Source organism: Massilia sp. CFBP9012 (assembly GCF_034045115.1).
Lineage (GTDB): Bacteria > Pseudomonadota > Gammaproteobacteria > Burkholderiales > Burkholderiaceae_D > Telluria.
On record NZ_JAXCWM010000016.1, the window covers coordinates 68,618 to 86,812 of the forward strand.

At 66.8% G+C, this 18,195-nt stretch carries 15 protein-coding genes; 7 read left to right on the top strand and 8 right to left on the bottom strand.

Going from position 1 to position 18,195, the window contains the following annotated elements:
* Positions 1–174: 174 nt before the first annotated feature.
* Entirely contained in the window at positions 175–3,942 is a 3,768-nt protein-coding gene (metH, locus tag SOM61_RS23025) for a methionine synthase (RefSeq protein WP_320476241.1), read from the top strand.
* 177 nt (positions 3,943–4,119) lie between these two features.
* On the opposite strand, the gene SOM61_RS23030 is transcribed toward metH, so the two are convergent.
* The 8 genes from SOM61_RS23030 to rsmB all read right to left on the bottom strand — a co-directional run bounded on the left by SOM61_RS23030 (position 4,120) and on the right by rsmB (position 12,530).
* Positions 4,120–5,397 carry an EAL and HDOD domain-containing protein gene (locus SOM61_RS23030; protein WP_320476242.1) on the bottom strand — a complete coding sequence of 426 codons (1,278 nt, stop codon included), beginning with the start codon at positions 5,395–5,397 and terminating at the stop codon, positions 4,120–4,122.
* 129 nt (positions 5,398–5,526) lie between these two features.
* Positions 5,527–6,291: a class II glutamine amidotransferase gene (locus tag SOM61_RS23035; RefSeq protein ID WP_320476243.1), complete on the bottom strand. Its 765-nt coding sequence runs from the start codon at positions 6,289–6,291 to the stop codon at positions 5,527–5,529.
* Between the two features lie 108 nt (positions 6,292–6,399).
* Positions 6,400–6,657: a BTH_I0359 family protein gene (locus SOM61_RS23040; RefSeq protein ID WP_005667861.1), complete on the bottom strand. Its 258-nt coding sequence runs from the start codon at positions 6,655–6,657 to the stop codon at positions 6,400–6,402.
* A 61-nt stretch (positions 6,658–6,718) separates the two neighbouring features.
* Positions 6,719–7,192, bottom strand: coding sequence for a GTPase (locus SOM61_RS23045; RefSeq protein WP_320476244.1), 474 nt, complete (start codon positions 7,190–7,192; stop codon positions 6,719–6,721).
* Entirely contained in the window at positions 7,189–7,944 is a 756-nt protein-coding gene (locus SOM61_RS23050) for a response regulator (RefSeq protein WP_147936584.1), read from the bottom strand. Before SOM61_RS23050 ends, SOM61_RS23045 begins: the two co-directional genes overlap by 4 nt.
* A gap of 60 nt (positions 7,945–8,004) precedes the next feature.
* Positions 8,005–10,314, bottom strand: coding sequence for a sensor histidine kinase (locus SOM61_RS23055; protein WP_320476245.1), 2,310 nt, complete (start codon positions 10,312–10,314; stop codon positions 8,005–8,007).
* Positions 10,304–10,879 carry a DUF4390 domain-containing protein gene (locus tag SOM61_RS23060; RefSeq protein ID WP_320476246.1) on the bottom strand — a complete coding sequence of 192 codons (576 nt, stop codon included), beginning with the start codon at positions 10,877–10,879 and terminating at the stop codon, positions 10,304–10,306. The genes SOM61_RS23055 and SOM61_RS23060 overlap by 11 nt, the downstream gene beginning before the upstream one ends.
* A 43-nt stretch (positions 10,880–10,922) precedes the next feature.
* Positions 10,923–12,530: a 16S rRNA (cytosine(967)-C(5))-methyltransferase RsmB gene (rsmB, locus tag SOM61_RS23065; RefSeq protein WP_320476247.1), complete on the bottom strand. Its 1,608-nt coding sequence runs from the start codon at positions 12,528–12,530 to the stop codon at positions 10,923–10,925.
* 189 nt (positions 12,531–12,719) lie between these two features.
* Between rsmB and argS the strand changes: the two genes are divergently transcribed.
* Genes argS through SOM61_RS23095 form a run of 6 tightly spaced genes read left to right on the top strand, consistent with a single transcriptional unit; the run spans position 12,720 to position 18,168 of the window.
* Positions 12,720–14,432, top strand: a complete 1,713-nt coding sequence (gene argS, locus SOM61_RS23070) for an arginine--tRNA ligase (protein ID WP_320476248.1) — start codon at positions 12,720–12,722, stop codon at positions 14,430–14,432.
* A gap of 45 nt (positions 14,433–14,477) precedes the next feature.
* Positions 14,478–15,146 (top strand): SPOR domain-containing protein, encoded by a 669-nt coding sequence (locus SOM61_RS23075; RefSeq protein WP_320476249.1) that lies wholly within the window; start codon positions 14,478–14,480, stop codon positions 15,144–15,146.
* Positions 15,147–15,153: 7 nt separating this feature from the next.
* A complete protein-coding gene (locus SOM61_RS23080; protein WP_320476250.1) occupies positions 15,154–15,936 on the top strand; it encodes an SDR family oxidoreductase in 783 nt (260 codons plus the stop codon).
* Entirely contained in the window at positions 15,933–16,697 is a 765-nt protein-coding gene (locus tag SOM61_RS23085) for a biotin--[acetyl-CoA-carboxylase] ligase (protein ID WP_320476251.1), read from the top strand. The genes SOM61_RS23080 and SOM61_RS23085 overlap by 4 nt, the downstream gene beginning before the upstream one ends.
* Positions 16,694–17,437, top strand: a complete 744-nt coding sequence (locus SOM61_RS23090; RefSeq protein WP_320476252.1) for a type III pantothenate kinase — start codon at positions 16,694–16,696, stop codon at positions 17,435–17,437. The genes SOM61_RS23085 and SOM61_RS23090 overlap by 4 nt, the downstream gene beginning before the upstream one ends.
* The gene (locus tag SOM61_RS23095; protein ID WP_320476253.1) at positions 17,431–18,168 is read left to right on the top strand and encodes an SPOR domain-containing protein; all 738 of its coding nucleotides are present in this window, start codon (positions 17,431–17,433) and stop codon (positions 18,166–18,168) included. The genes SOM61_RS23090 and SOM61_RS23095 overlap by 7 nt, the downstream gene beginning before the upstream one ends.
* Positions 18,169–18,195 lie beyond the last annotated feature (27 nt).

An 18,195-nucleotide genomic window follows, 5' to 3' on the forward strand; every position in this document is an offset into this window, starting at 1 on the left:
TCGTAAAGATTGCAGGCACCCCACCAAATGTAACGCCATGTAACGCATGACGGTTTGAATACATAACGATACATACACGCCCCTGCCGCCGGGCCAGATAGCCCGCATGACGTATAATCGTTGACCGCCCAATGTCAATCGGCCTGTCAAGCCGCATCCTGGAAAACCACCATCATGAACGCCGTTACGTCCGCCATCTCCCCGATCGAAACCCAGCTGCGCGATATCCTCAAGCGCCGCATCATGATCCTGGATGGCGCGATGGGCACCATCATCCAGCAGTACAAGCTCGATGAAGCGGCCTACCGCGGCGAACGTTTCGCGACCTTCGCCGCGCCCGAGGGCGCCGGCCAGCGCGAACTGTTCGTGAAAGGGAACAACGAGCTGCTGACGCTCACCCAGCCGCAGGTGATCCAGGAAATCCACGAACGCTATCTCGCCGCCGGCGCCGACCTGCTCGAGACCAATACCTTCGGCGCCACCGGCGTGGCGCAGGACGATTACCACATGGCGCACCTGGCCTATGAGATGAACGTCGAGGCGGCCAAGCTCGCGCGCGCCGCCTGCGCCAAATACTCCACGCCAGATAAACCGCGCTTCGTCGCCGGCGCCCTGGGACCGACCCCGAAGACCGCCTCGATCTCGCCCGACGTGAACGACCCGGCGGCGCGCAATATCACCTTCGACCAGCTGGTCGCCTCCTACCACGAACAGGTGCGCGGCCTGGTCGACGGCGGCGCCGACCTGCTGCTGGTCGAGACCATCTTCGACACCCTGAACTGCAAGGCGGCGCTGTTCGCGATCGACCAGTATTTCGACGAACATCCCGAGACGCCGCGCCTGCCGCTGATGATCTCGGGCACCGTCACCGACGCCTCGGGCCGCATCCTGTCGGGCCAGACCGTGCCCGCCTTCTGGAATTCGGTGCGGCATGCCAAGCCGCTGACGATCGGCCTTAATTGCGCGCTCGGCGCGGCGCTGATGCGCCCCTATGCGCAAGAGCTGTCGCAGATCGCCGATACTTTTGTGTGCATCTACCCGAACGCCGGCCTGCCCAACCCGATGAGCGATACCGGCTTCGACGAGCTGCCCGCCGATACGTCCGCCCTGCTGCGCGAATTCGCCGACGCCGGCTTCATCAACATTGCCGGCGGCTGCTGCGGCACCACGCCCGAGCACATCGCGGCGATCGCGAAGATCCTCGAGACGCAGACGCCGCGCGCCATTCCCGACGTGCCGGTCGCGATGCGCCTGTCGGGCCTGGAGCCGTTTACGGTCGATGAATCGTCGCTGTTCGTGAACGTCGGCGAGCGCACCAATGTGACGGGCTCGAAGGCGTTTGCGCGCATGATCCTGAACGAGCAGTTCGACGAGGCGCTGTCGGTCGCGCGCCAGCAGGTCGAGAACGGCGCCCAGGTCATCGACATCAATATGGACGAGGCGATGCTCGATTCGCAGGCGGCCATGACGCGCTTCCTGAACCTGATCGCCTCGGAACCCGACATCTCTCGCGTGCCGGTGATGATCGACTCGTCCAAGTGGTCGGTGATCGAGGCGGGCCTGAAGTGCGTGCAGGGCAAGGCCATCGTCAACTCGATCTCGATGAAGGAAGGCCTGGAGGAATTCATCCGCCAGGCGCGCCTGTGCCGCCGCTACGGCGCCGCCGTGATCGTGATGGCGTTCGACGAAAAAGGCCAGGCCGACACCTTCGCGCGCAAGGTCGAGATCTGCGAACGCGCCTACAAGGTGCTGACGCAACAGGTGGGCTTCCCGCCCGAAGACATCATCTTCGACCCGAACATCTTCGCCATCGCCACCGGCATCGAAGAGCACGACAACTACGCCAACGACTTCATCGAAGCCTGCGCCTGGATCCGTGAAAACCTGCCGCACGCGAAGATCTCGGGCGGCGTGTCGAACGTTTCGTTCAGCTTCCGCGGCAACGACCCGGCGCGCGAGGCGATCCACACCGTGTTCCTGTACCACGCGATCAAGGCCGGCCTGACCATGGGCATCGTCAACGCCGGCATGGTCGGCGTCTACGACGACCTCGATCCCGAGCTGCGCGAACGCGTGGAAGACGTGGTGCTCAATCGCCGCAAGGACGCCACCGAGCGCATGATCGAATTCGCCGGCACGCTCAAGGCCGGCGGCGCCAGGCAGGAACAGAACCTCGAGTGGCGCAACACGCCGGTCGAGAAGCGCCTGGCGCACGCACTGGTGCACGGCATCACGCAGTGGATCGTCGAAGACACCGAAGAGATGCGCCAGCAGGTGCTGGCGGCCAAGGGCCGCCCGATCCACGTGATCGAAGGCCCGCTGATGGACGGCATGAACATCGTCGGCGACCTGTTCGGCCAGGGCAAGATGTTCCTGCCGCAGGTGGTCAAGTCGGCGCGCGTGATGAAGCAGGCCGTGGCGCACCTGGTGCCCTATATTGAAGAAGAAAAGGCGGCGGAAGAAGCGCGTACCGGCATCGTCGCCAAGCCGAAGGGCAAGATGGTGATCGCCACCGTCAAGGGCGACGTGCACGACATCGGCAAGAACATCGTCTCGGTGGTCCTGCAGTGTAATAACTTCGAGATCGTGAACATGGGCGTGATGGTCCCTTGCGCCGACATCCTGGCCCGCGCCAAGGAAGAAAACGCCGACATGGTCGGCCTGTCTGGCCTGATCACGCCGTCGCTCGAAGAAATGGCCCACGTCGCGCGCGAGATGCAGCGCGACCCGTGGTTCCGCGAGCGCCAGGTGCCGCTGCTGATCGGCGGCGCCACCACCAGCCGCGCCCATACCGCGGTCAAGATCGCGCCGCACTACGACGGCCCGGTGGTCTACGTGCCGGACGCATCGCGCTCGGTCTCGGTCGGCCAGGCACTCGTCACCGACGACACGCGCGACGCCTACATCATCGAACTGGCCCAGGACTACGAACGCATCCGCATCCAGCACGCCGGCAAGAAGGCGCTGCCGATGGTGACGCTCGAACAGGCGCGCGCCAACAAGGCGCAGCTGGCATTCAACCCGGTCAAGCCGAAGTTCATCGGGCGCCGCGTGTTCAAAAACGTCGACCTGGGCCTGATCGCGCGCTACATCGACTGGGGTCCGTTCTTCCAGACCTGGGACCTGGCCGGCCCCTTCCCCGCCATCCTCAGCGACGAGGTGGTGGGCGAGGCCGCCACCAAGGTCTACGCCGAAGGCCAGGCCATGCTCAAGAAGATCATCGAAGGCCGCTGGCTCACCGCCAACGGCGCGATCGCCCTGCTGCCGGCCAATACCGTCAACGACGACGACATCGAGGTGTACACCGACGAATCGCGCACCCAGGTGGCCTTCACCTATTACGGCCTGCGCCAGCAGGGCGTCCGGCCGATCGTCGACGGCGTGCAGCGCCCCAACCAGTGCCTGGCCGACTTCATTGCACCGAAGGACAGCGGCATCGCGGACTATATCGGCATGTTCGCCGTGACCGCGGGCCTCGGTATCGAGAAGCACGAACAGCGCTTCGAGGCGGCGCATGACGACTACTCGTCGATCATGCTCAAGTCGCTGGCCGACCGCCTGGCCGAAGCCTTCGCCGAATACCTGCACGAGCGCGTGCGCACCGACCTGTGGGGCTACGTGGCGAACGAAGACCTGTCGAACGAGGCGCTGATCGATGAGCAGTACCAGGGCATCCGCCCGGCGCCCGGCTATCCGGCCTGCCCCGAGCACACGGTCAAGGCCGATATGTTCCGCACGCTGCAGGCCGGGGAAGTCGGCATGGAGCTGACCGAGTCGTACGCGATGTATCCGGGCGCGGCGGTGTCGGGCTTCTACTTCGCGCACCCGGCATCGAAGTATTTCGTGGTCGGGAAGATCGGCAACGACCAGGTGGAGGACATGGCGCAGCGGCGCGGGATGGACAAGGCCGAGGTGGAACGTCACCTGGCGCCGAACCTGTAATTTCGCGAGCGCGCTGCGGAGCAAGAAAGCACCCGCTGCATAAAATCGTCGTTCCCGCGAAGGCGGGAACCCAAGTTATCCAGCGCTGCCACTTACTTCAAACATGGCAGCGTACTTGCAAACTTGGGTTCCCGCCAAGGCGCCCGGCGAGGGCGGGAACGACGGTTTCAAGCTAACTCAAATCGCGTAGCGCACCACCTTGTCGCTCCACTCGAACGCCGACACCTCGAGCTCGGCCAGGTCGTCGCCATCCACCGACAGGCTCCTGAGGCCCGCCAGCATGTCGTCGCCCTCGTCGTCCATGCGCTCGATCGATTCGGCCAGCTTCAGCAGCTCGCCGAAGAAGCCACTGCGCTGCAACAGCGCGGCGCGCACTTCGTCGATCACGGGGATCTGCTCCACGATGTCCATCATTGGAATGCAGAACAGCGTGTCCATCAGCGACATCATGCCGACCGTGAAGGCGACGTCGGCGACGTTCTTCTGGCCGGGGCGCAGGCGCTGGGCCAGCAGCTCCATCAGGCGCGCGCGCGTGGTGGCCAGCAGCAGGAGCGGGCTCTGGCTGTGGCCGCGCACGTCGGGCTCGGCGTACAGCAGGATCTGCAGCCAGCGCTGCAGCTGGCGCCGGCCCAGCAGGGTCAGGGCCTGGCTGATCGATTCGATGCGCCGGCCCGCCCCCACCGCCGGCGTGTTCACCAGGCGCAGCAGGTTCAGGCCGATCGTCACCTCGCGCTTGACCACGCGTTCGATCTCGGCGTTGTCGGCGTCGGACACCACCAGGTTCACCAGGTCGAGCACCGTCGTTTGCGATGGCGACAGCTTGCGGCTGGACATCACCGACGGCTTGGCGAAATAATAGCCCTGGAAGTAGTCGAAGCCGATATCCAGGCAGGTGCGGTATTCGCTGTGGTTCTCGACCTTCTCCGCCACCAGGCGCTTGCCCGTGGTGCGCAGGCGCGGCGCCAGCGACAGCAGGGTCACGGCCGGCAGCGCGCGCAGGTCCATCTTGACGAAATCGATCACCGGCAGCAGGCGCGACAGCGCCGGTCCGTGGGCCGCCGCCTCGGCCGCGAAGCGGAAGCCATGCGCCCCCAGGTCCCGCATGCGTTCGATGACGGCGTCGTCCGGCTCGACCGAGGCGACGATCTCCAGCACCGTGCGCTCGCGCGGCAGGAGGGCGAACATATCGCTCATCAGGACGTCCTTGTCGACGTTGATGAAGGCGTTGGCGTCGCCGATCGCGCGCGGCAGGCCTAGCTGGGATGCATGGTGGATAACGCTGGCGCTGGCCGACAGGCCCGAATCGAAATGGGCAGGCCCCTGGGCACTGCCCCGGAACAGCAGTTCATAGCCGAACAGCGCCTGGTTGCGGTCCAGCACCGGCTGGCGCGCGAGGTAGAAATGGCGCATGCGTAGCGGCTGGGAGGCCTCGTCGAGGCTGGCGGTATCGGTCATCTCGTTCTTCTCGTTCTCGCGTCTATCGGACTACTTTACCGCATCCATCCCAGCGTGTGTCTTCTTGGCACTAATTTATTAGAGGAACGTTATTCGCGGAGCATCGGAGTTGTCACTACATAAACGGGCCTACTGAGGCAGTCCTTCGACGAACACCTTCAACTCGCCCGGCGCGAAATGGGTCCACTCCTCGTTCGTCGTCAGCGGTTCGGTGACGATGATCGCGACCCGGTCGTCGGGCGTGGTCACCTGCGAAAAATCGACCGACAGGTCTTCGTCGGACAGGCAGGCCGTCACGAACGGATACTTGCGCACTACGTAGCACAGCTTGGTCGAGCAATGGGTGAACAGCGCGGTGCCGTCGGACAGCATCATATTGAAGGTGCCATGCGCGGCGATGCCGGGAATGATGCGTTCGAGCAGGCCGCGCAAGGCCTCGCGGCTGGGCGCCGTGTCGCCGAATTCGCGGCGCATGCTTTGCAGCAGATAACAGAAAGCCAGTTCGCTGTCGGTGGTGCCGACCGGACGATAGGGCCCGTCGAGCACGGGCGCGAAATCCTTGAGGTCGCCGTTATGGGCGAACACCCAGTAGCGGCCCCACAGCTCGCGCACGAAGGGATGGCAGTTTTCCAGCGCCACGTGGCCGACGGTGGCCTTGCGGATATGGGCGATGACGTTGGTCGACTTGATCGGATAGCGCTTGATCAGCTCGGCGATCGGCGAGGCGATGGCGGCCTGGTGATCGACGAAGTGGCGTACGCCGCTGCCTTCGAAGAAAGCGATTCCCCAGCCGTCATGGTGGGTGTCGGTACGGCCGCCGCGATGGGCGAAGCCGGTAAAAGAGAAGACAATGTCGGTGGGGACATTGCAGTTCATTCCGAGAAGCTGGCACATGGGCGGCAGCTTACCATGCCGGATAAAAAAAACGCCATCGCCCGCTGGTGGCGATGGCGCTCGGGGACTTCAGCGCGGCAGACCCGTGTGACGGCGCAATGCAGGCGTTCAATGAAGAACGACCGGCTGGCTCATCAGGGTGTCATACGAGCCCAGGAAGTCGTCGATCTCTTCCATGGTGGGTTCGCTGGCAATCAGGTTGTTGACGTCGCGCCGGAACGATTGCGCGAGGCGGCCGCCGATGAAGGCCTCGCGACGGCCGGCCTTGTCGACGATCTCGAAGCCGCCAAATCGCAGCGCTTCGAGTTCACGGTCGACACCGAACTCGACGACGCTGTACTGTTCGCTGTTATAGATCATGTTCATGATGACTCCTTCGATCAGAAATTAGTGCAACCCTGCCGCATGGCGGCGTACGGCAGGCTGTTCACTTCGCTTCAGAGGTGGGGCTGTCTGAACCGAATTCAAGACCGTCAATGCCTGTTTGGGCATGGACGGTCGGGTCCAGTGCCAACAGCTGATCGTATGGCGGCGCTGCAAGCCACGATCGCAACTGATCAAGGTGTTCGCTGCTGGCCACGCCGATGAACAAACGTCGCGGGCGTTGGCGTAGCAGTCGATTCAATGTTACACGCAAAACGAGATTGCCGTCGCAGCACAGGCAACCCGGGGCAATGCGCACCACCTGCAGGCCTGGGCCGGTTTCCAGCGGCGTGGCGGCCACGCCCAGGCCTTCGAGGATGACGGCGCTGAATTCTGGAGACGTGTCTGCGCCAACGCCGGGAGCATCAGCGGAAGCGGAAACTACGGAGGGAGGAATGGCCAGCAGCGCCGCGATCGCCTGTTCGCGTGCGGCAGCGCTGGCCCCTGGAACGAGGACGGTGGCCGCGCGGGCCATCATCCCCCTTTTTTGGCGAGCTTGCCCGGCTCGACGCCCAGCTGCTTGAGCTTGCGGTACAGGTGGGTGCGTTCGAGGCCGGTCTTTTCGGCCACGCGCGTCATGCTGCCGCCTTCGCGGCCAAGGTGGTGCTCGAAATACATGCGCTCGAAGGCGTCGCGCGCCTCGCGCAGCGGCAGGTCGAACGACAGCGTATAGCCGGTGCCCTCGCCCTGCGACACCGCATGCACCATGCGTGAACCGTTGCCCATGCCAACCCCGGGGCCGGGCTGCACGCCCGGCGGCGCGAACATCGGTGCGCTGGGGGCGGCGATGGCGGCGTCGCTCGCCACCGGCGGCGCGCTCGGCGCGATGGGGCGCGGCGGCGCCATCGGTGCGCGCGCCACCTCTTGCGCGCGGGTCAGGCCCTGCTGGACCGCCTTGAGCAGCTTTTGCAGGGCAATCGGCTTTTCGAGGAAATTCAGGGCGCCGATGCGGGTCGCCTCGACCGCCGTGTCGATGGTCGCATGGCCCGACATCATGATGACCGGCATCGTGAGCAAGCCGTCGCGCTGCCATTCCTTGAGCAGCGTCACGCCATCGGTGTCCGGCATCCAGATGTCGAGCAACACCAGGTCTGGCGTCGCGGCCGCACGCGCCTCGCGCGCCTGCTGCGCGTTCTCGGCCAGGGTGATGGCATGGCCTTCGTCACCGAGAATCTCCGACAGGAGTTCCCGTATGCCCATTTCATCGTCAACTACGAGTATGTTCGCCATCGTTTCTACCTTCCTGATCTTCTACCCGTCACGTGTGCAATTTTATAAGTTTTTTTGCACTTAAGCCAAGTTTCCTGATGGGGCCGAGTCTTGGGATAACTTTAACAGCAAAATCGAGACCGCTGCGCCAGCTCCATCTGTACGGTTGCCGACGTCAATCCGGCCGCCGTGTTCGTCCACGATTTTCTTGACCATGGGCAGGCCCAGGCCGGTGCCGCGGGCCTTGGTGGTGACATACGGCTCGAAGGCGCGCGCCAAAATGCGCGGTGCGAAACCGGGGCCGTTGTCGACGATCGCCAGGCGCACCGCGGTGCCCGCGAGCCCGTCGGCGCCGGTGTAGTGGATCGCCTCGGTGCTCACGTCCACGCGCGGGGGCGGCGCATCCGGGCCGCGGTCGACCAGCGCATCCTGGGCGTTCTGCACCAGGTTGTGGATCACCTGGCGCAGCTGGGTGGCGTCGCCCATCACGCGCGGCAGGTTCGGCGCCAGGCTGGCGTGGATGACGTCATTGCCGTCTTCGGCCAGGTAAAGGTTGAGGATTTCTTCGATCAGGCCATTCAGGTCGAGCGGCCCGAGCATGGCCGGCGGCGTGCGCGCATAGTCGCGGAAATCGTCGACCATGCGCTTCATGGCGTCGACCTGGTTGACGATGGTGGTGGTGCCGCGCTTGAGCAGCTCGGCTTCTTTCTGCGGCAGGCTGTGCTCGAGCTTCATCTGCATGCGCTCGGCCGCCAGCTGGATCGGCGTGAGCGGGTTCTTGATCTCGTGCGCCAGGCGCCGCGCGACTTCGCCCCAGGCCACCGAGCGTTGGGCCGTGATCACGTCCGAGATATCGTCGAACACCACGATGAAGCCGCTGTCGGCGCCCACCGGCAGGCGCGAGCCGCGCGCCAGCAGCACCAGGTCGTGGTCGTGCTCGTCGCCGTTGCCGCGGCGCGGAATCTCGATCTGCTGCTGCCAGTGCGCGCGCTTGCGCCGCTCGGCCGCCGAGTGCGCGCTCTGGGCCGAGAAGGCGCGCGTGATGCAGTTCGAGAAGTGTTCCAGGCCCGGGATCCGGGCCAGCGGCCCGGCCATCGCGCCGGGTTCCACCTGCAGGATACGATAGGCCGCGTCGTTCGAGTTCACCACCAGGCCTTCGGCGTCGAGCACGATCACGCCGGCCGACATATTGGCCAGCACCGATTCGAGGTGGGCCTTGGCGCTTTGCAGCGCGGCGCGGTTACGCTCGACCGCGCTTCGGGCCTCGAACAGCTGGCCGGTCATGGCATTGAACGATTGCGTCAGCGTGCCCAGTTCGTCCTTGGTCTGGACGATCGGCCGCGGCGACAGGTCGCCCTCGGCCACCGCCTGCGTGCCCTCGGCCAGCACCAGCAGCGGCTGCGCCAGGTTGCTGGCGATGAGGAAGGCGCTGCCGACGGCGCCGAAGATCGCCAGCAGCAGGGTCAGGGACAGCATCCCGATATACATCTTGCGCAGGCCGGTGCGCGCTTCCAGGCGCAGGCGGTATTCGCTGTAGGCCGAGCGCAGCACCTCGGCGTTCGAGGCCAGGTTGACCGGCACCGACTGCAGCAGTTGCAGGTAACGCTGCGGCGCGCCGGGCGGCTCGGGCACGGCCAGCACCACGCGCAGGCGCAGGCCCGTGACGGCGTCGAGCGCGCTCGAGACGCCGTCGAGCCCTTCTTCGCTCAGGTCGCGGTCGACGCCGCCTTCGGCCAGCGCATACCCGCCCGGCATGGCGGCGCTGCGCAGCATGCGTTCGTTGGGCGCGTCGGCCGCGAGGTTGGCGCCGCGGTCTTCCAGCGCCGCGGCCAGCACCGCGCCCTTCTCGTCGACCAGCATCGCGCTTTGCAGGCCGCTGGTGTCGGCCAGCAGGCGTGCCAGCACCGGCTGCGCGCTCATGTCGCCCTGGCCCGCCAGGGTGGCGGCGGCGGTCTGCGCGGTCGCGCCCAGTTCGGCCAGCGATTCGTCGAGCGCGGCGCGGCCCAGGTTCAGGCCCGACTCGATGGCCGACTCGATCTTGACGTCGAACCAGGAGTCGATCGAATGGGAGACGAACTGCACCGACACGATGAAGATGACCAGGCCGGGCAGGATGCCGATGCCGGCGAACAGCAGCACCAGCCTGGCCATCAGGCGCGAGCCGAACTTGCCGGCCTTGTAGCGCGAATACAGGCGGCCGAGGGCGACCGCGACGAAGATCAGCAAGATGAAGGCCACCGTGCCGTTCAGGCCGATCAGCCAGGCGTAGTAGCGGCCGAGGAATTCGGAATTGGCCGAGGCCGAGGCCAGCAGGAATAGCAGGATGGACACCACGGCCGCGCCCACGACGAGGGCGTAGCGCAAGACCTGGTTGACCGGTCTACTCTGCACGATAGGTAAAGGTCTTCCGGCTGGACGTCAGGCGCCAGTCGGAATCGTTGAAGGCATTGACCTGCAGCGGCTTCTGCAGGTATTCGCGGTCCATATACATGCGCAGCGAGACTTCGTAGACTTCGCCCTGCTTGAGCTTGCCCTTGGGCGCGATCAGCCAGCGGGTCGGCCGGCGCACCATGAACATCGCGTCCTCGAAGGTCTGGAAGCGTTCCTGGAACGAGCCGACCACCGTCACGTAATACTGGCGCGTCAACACGTCATAGGAAATGCGGATGGTGCGCTTGGCGGACACCGCCCGCTCGTCGCGCCACCACCAGCGCGGCCGCACCAGCTCGATCTCGGTGGTGAAATGCAGTTGCACGCCGTGCTGGAGCGCATCCCGCAGGCCGCTATTGAGCTCGAAATCGTAGACGGTGTTGAGCCGGTAGCCGTCGTCGCTGGCTTCGATCGCGGCGCGGGCGATCTCGATCCCGTCGGCCGCCCGCGCCGGTACCCACGCACCAACGCACGCAAGCGCCAACAACAGCTGGCAGGCGAGGAGGCGTAAAAGTCGTAACGTCACGGGTGAGCCGGGGCCTTAAAAAATGCGCGTAGTGTAAAAGAACTTACGCCGCTTTCTTCTGGAACAGGGCGTAGAACAAACCGTCATGATCCTGTCCGGCGCCGCCGAGCGGCAGGAGTTGGCCCGGCGCGTCGAGGCGGACCGCGTCATGGCGAGCCGCGAAAGCGGCTGCCTGCGCCTCCGATTCCTGGGGCCAGAGCGAACATGTCACGAACAGCAATTTACCATCGGGCAGCAACATCTGCCAAAGATTGTCGAGTATTTTGGAAGAAAGTGTTGCAAGTTGGGATGTATCCGACTTGCGGCGCAGCCAGCGGATATCCGGGTGGCGGCGCACGATGCCCGAGGCGGTGCACGGCACGTCGGCCAGGATACGATCGTATTGACGGCCGTCCCACCAATCGCGGCTGCCGGCGTCGGCGGCCAGCAGGGTAGCGTCCAGGCCCAGGCGGCCCAGGTTGTCGCCCACGCGCGCCAGGCGCGCCGGGTCGGTGTCGACCGAGGTCAGCTGCACATCGGCCGTCTCGAGGATGTGACCGCTCTTGCCGCCAGGGGCGGCGCAGGCGTCCAGCACGCGCATGCCGTCCTTGAGGTCGAGCAGCGGCGCGGCCAACTGGGCGCCGGCGTCCTGCACCGACACCATGCCATCGGCGAAGCCCGGAATCTGGGCCACGTTGACGGCGTGGGCCAGGCGCACCGCGGTCAAGCCCACCTGTTCGGCCTGCAGGCCGGCGTCGTTCAGGGTGTCCAGATAGGCGGCGACATCGAGCTTGCGGCGATTCACGCGCAGGGTCAGCGGCGGATGGACGTTGCCGGCCGCGAGCACGGACTCCCACTCTTGCGGATAGGCCGCGCGCATGGTGTCGATCCACCACTGCGGATAATTGAAGCGCGCCAGCGGCTCGCGCAGGGCCTGCTCGACCAGCGCTTCGCGCTCGCGCAGGAAGCGCCGCAGCACGGCGTTGACCATGGCCTTGGCATGGGCGAAATCGGGATGGGCCGCGGCCGCGCTGACGGCCTGGTCGACCACGGTGAAGGCTTCATAGGGGGCGGCCTGGCCCTCGGGCGTATCGAGCAGGGAGAGGGCGGCAGCCAGCAGGCCGCCCAGCATCGGCGGCTCGGGCGCCTTGCTCGTCATCAGGCCCAGCAGGGTCTCGCTGCGGCCCAGCTGGCGCATGGTGCGGTAGGAGATATCCTGGATCGCGCCGCGCGCCTGCGGAGTGGCGTCGTAGGCGGCGAATACGGCAGCCAGGGCCTGCGGCAGCGCACTGCCGCCGCGCACGCGCGCCACGGCACTGGCGGCGCCGAGCAGCGCCAGTGCCAGCGAGTCGGACTTGAGGTCGGGACGGAAGTCGCGCTGTGGCGCGACTTTCACTTCATGGCTCTCGCGCAGCCGGGGTTCCTCGCGCGCCGGACGCGACTGGCCCGGGAAGTCGCCGCCCTGCACCCGTGGCGGTTTGCCGACCGGACGACTGTCGGGATTGCCCGGACGCGGCTGGCCAGACGCGGCCGGTCCTGGTTTGCCGCTGCCACGACCCGCGGCGCCCTGGCCGCCCTGCCCCGGATTGCGGCCGACCGTGCCCGCGGTGCGCCGGTCGGCGGCGGGCCTGGCCTTGGGTTTCAGGGAGAGCGTTGGACGCTTGTCAGTCATGGCGAATAAAATGTTGCGAAAATGGGTTCCCATTGTAACGGTTATGCCTTTGGCGACGCTTAATATGGTTGTTGAACCGCCAATCGCGAACGCCGTGGCCAGCCAAAGCGTGGCATCAAACTAGTATAATGTGCACTGTTTGCCTGCTTTTCAGGCGCCGTCCAGCACCTACTTTTTTCGACCATTCCCATGCTCGCCCAACAAAAACAACAAATCGTTGCCCTGTTCCAGGCAGCCCTCGCCCCGATCGTCGCCGGCACCGACCTGGCCCCCAATGTGGTGCTGGAGCGTCCGCGCGATCCCTCGCATGGCGACATCGCCTGCAATATCGCCATGCAGCTGGCCAAGCAGCTCAAGACCAATCCGCGCGAACTGGCCACCCGCCTGGTCGCCGCGCTGCAGGCCGAGCCGGGCGCGCAGGGCCTGATCGAATCGGCGGACATCGCCGGTCCGGGCTTCATCAACCTGCGCGTGGCCGCCGCCGCCAAGCAGGCGGTAGTGCGCGACGTCCTCGAGCAGGGTGCGGCCTTCGGCCGCGCCGGCGCCGCCAGCGGCCACCATGCGATCATCGAATTCGTCTCGGCCAACCCGACCGGTCCGCTGCACGTCGGCCACGGCCGCCAGGCCGCGCTGGGCGATGCGCTGTCGTCGCTGTTCGAATCGCAGGGCATCGAAGTGACCCGCGAGTTCTACTACAACGACGCCGGCGTCCAGATCGCCACCCTGGCCACCTCGGTGCAGGCGCGCGCACGCGGCTTCAAGCCGGGTGACGCCGAATGGCCCGAGTCTGCCTATAACGGCGACTACATCGCCGACATCGCGGCCGATTTCCTGGCCAAGCAGACCGTGTCGGCCAGCGACGGCGCCCCAAGCACCGCCAGCGGCGACGTGAACGACATCGAATCGATCCGCCGCTTCGCGGTCACCTACCTGCGCAACGAGCAGGATCAGGATCTTCAAGCGTTTGGCGTCAAGTTCGACAATTATTACCTCGAGTCGTCGCTGTACGCCGACGGCAAGGTCGAGACGGCGGTGCAGGCCCTGGTCGATGCCGGCAAAACCTATGAAGACGGCGGCGCCCTGTGGCTCAAGACCACCGACTACGGCGACGACAAGGACCGCGTGATGCGCAAGTCCGACGGCACCTATACCTATTTCGTGCCCGACGTCGCCTACCACATCCAGAAATTCCGCCGCGGCTTCGACCAGGCCATCAATATCCAGGGCAGCGACCACCACGGCACCATCGCGCGCGTGCGCGCCGGCCTGCAGGCGGTGAACATTGGCATCCCGCAGGGCTACCCCGACTACGTGCTGCACAAGATGGTCACCGTGATGAAGAACGGCGAAGAGGTCAAGATCTCCAAGCGCGCCGGCTCCTACGTCACCGTGCGCGACCTGATCGAATGGTCGGGCAATGGCGACGTCACGCGCGGCCGCGACGCGGTGCGTTTCTTCCTGATTTCGCGCAAGGCCGACACCGAGTTCGTGTTCGACGTCGACGTCGCCCTCGCGACCAATGACGAAAATCCCGTCTACTACGTGCAGTATGCCCACGCGCGCATCTGCTCGGCGCTGGCCAACTGGGGCGGCGACGTCGCCAGCCTGGCCAAGGTCGATCTGTCGCCGCTGACCGAATCGCACGAGTCGCAATTACTGGCCAAGCTGGCCGCCTACCCCGAGATGCTGCAGCGCGCGCAGGCCGAACTCGGCCCGCACCAGGTCGCGTTCTACCTGCGCGACCTGGCCGGCGAACTTCACAGCTACTACTTCGCGCACAAGTGGCTGCTGGACGACGACGAGTCGCTCAAGCTGGCCCGCCTGGCGCTGGCCGCAGCCACCCGCCAGGTGCTGCGCAACGGCCTGGCCCTGATCGGCGTCTCGGCGCCGGACAAGATGTAAAGCGCAGGTAGCACCAAGCCCAACGTCTCATCACCAGAAAGCGTCATGACCGTCATCCGTACCGTATCGAAGCTTAGCCAACGCTACCAGCGCGGCAGCACCCTGACCGGCATCATCATCGGCCTGATCATCGGGCTGGGTATCGCGGTGGCGGTCGCACTCGTGATCACCAAGGGCGCCTCGCCGTTCACCGACCGCTCCAACAAGATGGGCCGCCCGGCCGACCTCGAGCCGAGCCAGGCGTCCGATCCCAACAAGCCGATGTACGGCAACCGGGCGCCGGTGCCGGTGCCACAGGCGCCGGCCCAGCCGAGCGCACCGGCGACCGTGCCGAAGGCGCCGCAGCAGCAGCCCGATTCCGACCCGCTGGGCGCCGCCATCGCCGGCATGCAGGAGCCGCGTCCGAGCGCGCCGCCACCGCCGCCGGCCCCGGTCAACACCGCCGCTCCCGCCCCCGGCGCCGCGGCCGTGACCGACGGCTATATCTATTACCTGCAGGCCGGCGCTTTCCGTGAAATGTCGGATGCCGAGAACACCCGCGCCAAGCTGGCCCTGCTCGGCTTCGAGGCCGCCATCAGCGACCGCACGACCGACAGCGGCGTGCTGCACCGGGTGCGGGTGGGCCCTTACACGCAAGTCGAAGCCGTCAACAAGGCGCGCGCCAAGCTGCTCGACAGCGGCATCGACGTCGCCATCGTGCGCAACCAGCGCTGATCCCACGATGACGCGGACGGAGCGCGTCTTCATCACCGGCGCCTCGAGCGGCATCGGGGCCGCCCTGGCGCGCGAATACGCCGCGCGCGGCGCCACGCTCGGCCTGCTGGCGCGGCGCCGCGACCACCTGCTTGCGCTGGCCGCCTCGCTGCCCTACCCCGAACGGCATCACATCTATGCGGTCGACGTGCTCGACCGCGATGGCCTGGCCGCCGCCGCGCATGACTTCATCGCCGCCAACGGCGGCGCCGACGTCGTCATCGCCAGCGCCGGCATCTCGCACGGCACCCTCACCGACCGCGCGGCCGACCTGGCCGTGTTCGACGCGGTGTTCGCCACCAATATGAATGCCACTGTCGCCACCTTCGCCCCGTTCATTCCCGCCATGCGGCAGCAGGCGACGCCGTGCCGCCTGGTGGGCATCGGCAGCGTGGCGGGCGTACGCGGCATGCGCGGCGCCGGCGCCTACTGCGCCAGCAAGGCCGCGGTGCACAGCTACTGCGAAGCGCTGCGGCTCGAGCTGCGCGCCACCAACATCCGGGTGGTGACGATCGCTCCCGGTTATATCGACACCCCCATGACCAGCAAGAACCGTTTTCCCATGCCCTTCCTGATGCCCGCCGACCGCTTCGCGGCGCAAGCCGCCGCCGTGATCGCGCGCGGCGACAGCTACCGTGTATTGCCCTGGCAGATGGGCGCGGTCGCCAAGCTGCTGCGCCTGCTGCCCAACTTCGTGTTCGACCGCCTGTTCGCGCGCGCGCCGACCAAACAACCCCAGGGGGAAGCATGAACGCCGACGGCATCCGCGCGCTGTCGAAGGCCGGCGTGGCGGTCGAAGTCGTGGCGCAGACCGGCTCCACCAATGCCGACCTGCTGGCGCGCGCCGCCCTGCTGCCTGCACCATTGCTGCTGGTGGCCGAACATCAGAGCGCCGGCCGTGGCCGCGCCGGCCGCAGCTGGCTGTCTTCGCCCGAAGGTTCGCTGACCTTTTCGCTGGCATGGAAATTCGACGGCGGCCCGCAGCTTCTTACCGGCCTGCCGCTGGCGATCGGCGTGGCGCTGGCCGAGACCCTCGCTGGCCTGGGCCAGCAGGTCCAGCTGAAATGGCCGAACGACCTGCTCAAGGATGGCGACAAGCTGGCCGGCATCCTGGTCGAGACCCAGTCCGCGCCGGGCGGCGGCACCTGGACCGTGATCGGCATCGGCCTGAATCTCCTGATGCCGGACGAGATGGAAGCGCAGCTGGGCCGCAGCGCCGCCGGTGTGCCCTGGCTGGCGCGCATGGAGCGCGATGTCCTGATGGCGACCCTGCTCGACGGCCTGGCCGCGGCGCTGACGGAATTTTCCACACGCGGCTTCGCGGCCTTCGCCGCGCGCTGGAACCTGCGCCACGCATGGCAGGGAGAAACCGTGGTCTTGCTCGACCAGGGCACGGTGCGGCACGAGGGCCGCGCCGCCGGCGTCGACGACAGCGGCCGCCTGCTGCTCGACACGGCCGAGGGCCGGATCACCGTGATGGCCGGCGACGTGTCGCTGCGGGTGAAGACATGATGCTGCTGGTCGATGCGGGTAATACCCGCGTCAAGTGGGCGCTGGCCGACGATGCGAGCGCCCTCGGCATGTGGCGCTTTCACGGCGCCGTGCTGCACGCCGGGCTCGATGAAGCGGCAGCCGAGTGGGCGCTGGCCGGCGTGACTCGCGCGCTGGTGTCGAACGTGGCCGGTCCGCAGCTGGCCACGCGCATCGCGGCCCTGCTGCCGGAGGGGATCGAGGTCGAATGGTTCGCCTCCACTTTTGAGCGCGCCGGCCTGCGCAACGGCTACCGCGAGCCGGGCCGGCTGGGCTGCGACCGCTTCGCCGCCGCCATCGGCGCACGCGCACTGGCGCCCGGCCAGGACCTGATCGTCGCCACCTGCGGCACCGCGACCACGATCGACGCGGTCAGCGCCGATGGCTTGTTCCTGGGCGGCATGATTCTTCCCGGCCTGGCCCTGATGGCGTCCAGCCTGGCCAGCAATACGGCACAGCTGCCGCAGGTGGCGCCGGGCGCCCTGCCCGCCCTGTTTGGCGACAATACCAACGACGCGATTCTCTCTGGCGTGCTGTCGGCCCAGGCCGGCGCGATCGAACGTGCGGTGGCCGGCCACCGGGCCACTGCCTGCATCGTCTCGGGCGGCGCGGCGCCGCATATCGCGCCGGCGCTCAAGATCGCGCACCTTCTGGTCGATAATATCGTGCTGGTCGGCCTGCAGGCGGCGGCCGCATCGACGAAAGGGGGAACGCCTTGCTGAAATTCGTATTCTGGGCGCTGCTGGCCGCGAACGCGGCGCTACTGGCCTATGGCCAGGGTGTGCTCGGCCAGCCCGGGGCCGGCGAGCGCGAGCCGGCGCGGCTGAAGAACCAGCTGGCGCCCGAACGCATCACGCAGCTGACGGCGGTCGAGGCCAAGCGTGCGCTGGACCAGGCCGAGCAGGAAGAAGCCGAAGAGGCCACGCAGGAGGCTGCCCCGACGCCGCCAACGCCGACGCCGGCGGCGCCGGTTGCCGTCGCGGCCAACCTGGTTGCCTGCGTCCAGACCGGACCTTTCAGCGCGGCCGACGCCCGCCGTTTCGAAGCGCGGGTCGCGAGCCTGGACATCGCGGCGCGCCAGTCACGGGTCGAGATCCCCTTCCAGGAAGTGACCAGCCGCCTGGTCTACCTGCCGCCGAACGGCGGCCGTGAAGGCGCGCAGCGCCGCGCGGCCGAGCTCAAGGAAAGTGGTGTCGAGAATTTTTACATCATGCAGGGCGACTCGCCGCTGCGCTGGGCGATTTCGCTGGGCGTGTTCAAGACCGACAGCGCGGCCCAGAAGCTGGTGGCACAGCTGCAGCGCCAGGGCGTGCGCGGCGTGCAGATCTTGCCGCGCGGGCCGCAGGTCATGCGCGCGGGCTACCAGTACCGGGCGATCGAACCGCCGCTGCGCGCCAGGCTGGCCGGCATCGCCGACGACTATCCGAATGCGGGGCTGCGAGACTGCGACTGACGGCGTCGTCATCCGCTCGCCTGGAAG

Coding starts and splice junctions, on each gene's coding strand:
- metH (WP_320476241.1), top strand. CDS start 175: ATGAACGCCGTTACGTCCGCCATCTCCCCGATCGAAACCCAGCTGCGC.
- SOM61_RS23030 (WP_320476242.1), bottom strand. CDS start 5,397: ATGACCGATACCGCCAGCCTCGACGAGGCCTCCCAGCCGCTACGCATG.
- SOM61_RS23035 (WP_320476243.1), bottom strand. CDS start 6,291: ATGTGCCAGCTTCTCGGAATGAACTGCAATGTCCCCACCGACATTGTC.
- SOM61_RS23040 (WP_005667861.1), bottom strand. CDS start 6,657: ATGAACATGATCTATAACAGCGAACAGTACAGCGTCGTCGAGTTCGGT.
- SOM61_RS23045 (WP_320476244.1), bottom strand. CDS start 7,192: ATGATGGCCCGCGCGGCCACCGTCCTCGTTCCAGGGGCCAGCGCTGCC.
- SOM61_RS23050 (WP_147936584.1), bottom strand. CDS start 7,944: ATGGCGAACATACTCGTAGTTGACGATGAAATGGGCATACGGGAACTC.
- rsmB (WP_320476247.1), bottom strand. CDS start 12,530: ATGACTGACAAGCGTCCAACGCTCTCCCTGAAACCCAAGGCCAGGCCC.
- argS (WP_320476248.1), top strand. CDS start 12,720: ATGCTCGCCCAACAAAAACAACAAATCGTTGCCCTGTTCCAGGCAGCC.
- SOM61_RS23075 (WP_320476249.1), top strand. CDS start 14,478: ATGACCGTCATCCGTACCGTATCGAAGCTTAGCCAACGCTACCAGCGC.
- SOM61_RS23080 (WP_320476250.1), top strand. CDS start 15,154: ATGACGCGGACGGAGCGCGTCTTCATCACCGGCGCCTCGAGCGGCATC.
- SOM61_RS23085 (WP_320476251.1), top strand. CDS start 15,933: ATGAACGCCGACGGCATCCGCGCGCTGTCGAAGGCCGGCGTGGCGGTC.
- SOM61_RS23090 (WP_320476252.1), top strand. CDS start 16,694: ATGATGCTGCTGGTCGATGCGGGTAATACCCGCGTCAAGTGGGCGCTG.